Consider the following 3258-nt stretch of genomic DNA (forward strand, 5'->3'; position numbering starts at 1 on the left):
CCCTGCAGTACTGCAGGGGGGGGGGGAAGTGGTAGGGCCGAGCTTCGCTTAGCCGGAGGCTACCCGCAAGCTTGCGGGGGAAAAAAAAGGACTGCAGGAGCACTAAATTATTAAGGCTACATTGCGAAGGGTGGAGCTTGCTGAGGCTTCACCTTAGGCCTCATTTGGAGCACCCTTAAATAGAATATTGAAGGACAAACATCCCTAGCGTAGCTTTTCCAAAAATCCAAGATCTTTCCTTTTTGTATCTTGTGATCCTATGCCCCGCTTACGCGACTGTAAGATTTGTTGTTAATCAAACAGTAAGGCAAGATTAAGCCATTAAGCTTTTTAAGTAATAAACATGATTATTATTAAATTTATAATAATAACTACAAAAAAATATTAGAAGCGGATTATTAAATACCGCCCTCATAAGATTTTTTTTTTACATCTAATTTCTCTATAAACAAAATCTTACCTAATTTCTTAGAAAAAATATATGTAAATTAATACATATATAATTTTTATACTGTACCCAAGGAATATAATAAATACACTCTATGAATAGCATAAAGATGATTTGATATATAATCACTATAAAAAATTGCAAACATAAATTTATAAATTTTAGACACACCCATTTACTCTTTATGGGGCCTGTGCCCCGCATAAACTGTCTTCTAACAATTGTTCCTTAATTTAAGGTTTAATAATACGATAGAAAAATAAAGGTGTTTCAATTATATCTTATCGATTACCTTTTACACTGGAAATTTTCAGAATCGTATTCAATAATTAGTAACAGTAAAGCTGCATAGGGTCTTCTCGTCTAACTAGAGGTAAACTGTATCTGCACAGTTATTCCAATTTCACTGAGTCAATCATAGAGACAGCTGTTGTATCGTTACATCATTCATGCAAGACCGCATTTAACGGCCAAGGCATTTCGCTACCTTAGGACCCTCACGCTAAGGCCGCCATTAACCGGGGGTTCCTCTGAAACCAAATTTTTTTTCAATTTAGAAAATTCGTTAACCAGCCGGCATCGGGCAGAAATCACACTCAATACTTAGACTTATCGTCTTTTTGCAAAGTGCTTTGTTTTAATTAAACAGTCGTACAACAATATTCCATGCTTCTTCCTTTTTACTCGTATTAATCGAGACTAATGAGCTCTCCTTATCCCTAAGTTACGGTAGTTAGTTTGCCGAGTTCCTTTATGATTGTTATCTCATTCACGCCTTCGTATTCTCTACTAGCTTACTTGTTTCAGATTCTAGGTACGGTTTGTCATTCATTCATTACATGGGGGGGGGTGTGGACTCATCTGTGTTCAGATACACTCTGTTCAGTTTTGTCCACTCCCCCACATAAGAATGAAAGGATACTGATCCTTCCTGCACAATTTTCACTTTTAAATGTTGGTACCATAAGTATCAAAGCAGCGCACTTCTGCGCGTTATTTTCTCATCGTCATAATCTTCAGATTATAAACTTAGAGGCCGTTACTTGACGTAGCCATAAGCTTTAGGCGAGACTCTAAGATACCTTTTAGGTACCTTAAACTCTTTTTTGTTACTCATGTCACCATTCTCACTTGAGTTATCATCTATATTTAGTTATAAAAAAAAAATCTAAGATTCACTCAACGTTCTGCTACCCCATCAAATAACATTAATAGCATATTATTACTAATGTTACATATGGACAAGGTTTCGGTATATTATTTAGATCCGTTAAATTTTCGATGCTTTTAAGATTTAACAAGTGCTCTGTTACGAGATCTTTAAATTATGGCTGCTTCCAAGCCCATCTTCTTGTCGACTTATATAAAAACTTTCTTTATTTCACTTAATAATAATTTTGGAACCTTAACTCTTGGTCTGGGCTGTTTCCCTTTTGACATACAACCTTATCATTCTATGTCTGATTATTCAAGATTCATCTTTGTCATTCCGAGTCTACATACTCACCGATAAAATCTTCACGATCCCCCGATGTATACAAAAAAAAATGCATTTCATACCTAAACATAGGTATGAAAATCTACATCTTGTCTGAGATTAAGTTCTGTACCTACTAAGATGTTACTTAAATTGCCTACTATTATAGGTTTCGCAGAAAACCAGCTATCCTAGTCAGTGTTGTCTTTCACTCGCTTACCATAGTTCTTCGGATATCTTTGCAACGATAACCCGTTCGGACCTTTATAGTCCTGACTATAGTAAGATCACCAGGCTTCGGGTCTAACTTTAGACACTATTCATTATTTTAATGATCGGTTTAACTATGCACATCTATTTATTACCGAAATTGGATTGGAAATCCAATTATTGGCTGGCTGCATAGATTATGCTATGTAGCCGCCATACTGAAAACTTATACTAATATTAAATTAAGATTTAATACTAATACTCGTTACAAAAATAATTATGATTCATTATATTGTTTAATCAGTAAAAACATAAATAAATTCGCTCGCATCTAAAATTAACTTGGTGACCCATTATGCAAAAGGTACGCTCTCGCTTTCTTATTGCTTGAGCTGCTTATAAAACTACTATTTCAAAGCTTTCCCTCACGGTACTTTTCTCTGTAACTCATGTATTATATTTAGCCTTTGAGGAAGGTTCCCCACAATATTCAAACAGCTTTAAAGCCATTTTACTTATTTTAATAGGCTGCTCTATTTTCGTTCACACTAATCATAGAATCTCGTTTGATTTCTTTTCCTGAAGTTAATAAGATATTTCAATTCACTTCGTTTATTAAGTAATTTCTCTAAGAGTTCATATGTTGATAACCTCTAGGACAGACCAAGGCCGTCCGTAAGTATTTATTCACCTATTCGGCCTAGGATAGGACCGACGCAAGTCCCTTAGAGGGGGACAAGTCCCTTAGAGGGGGACCTGGTACTAGCCTAGGTCACCAAGGTGTACGAACCAGGATGCTAACCCGACCCTTGCTCCTCGGTGTCATTTTTAGGGGTATGATAAAATCATAAACATAAATTAAGTTATACTCTCCTTAATACATAGTGTAGCTATTGGTAGTAGTCTCTTTATATACTTATATATGTCTATATATATAAACATAAGCTTTATATCCATTACATTTCTAAGACTTCTTCATTATACAATTAATTAATTCGCTACCCCCATCCCCCCGTCCCCCCGCCCTGCAGTACTGCAGGGGGGGGGGGGTGGAGGAGGGGGGTAACGTAAACCAACTCATCGGATTACTGTGACTCGAACACAGAAAATCTCCCTCCCAAAG

At 36.3% G+C, this 3258-nt stretch carries 1 rRNA gene; it reads right to left on the reverse strand.

What is annotated here, in order from left to right:
* Positions 1–4: 4 nt before the first annotated feature.
* Positions 5–3052: ribosomal RNA gene (locus IEX62_RS24175) — 23S ribosomal RNA — on the reverse strand.
* Between the last annotated feature and the right edge of the window lie 206 nt (positions 3053–3258).

The organism is Paenibacillus hunanensis, assembly GCF_014645615.1.
Classification (GTDB): domain Bacteria; phylum Bacillota; class Bacilli; order Paenibacillales; family Paenibacillaceae; genus Saccharibacillus; species Saccharibacillus hunanensis.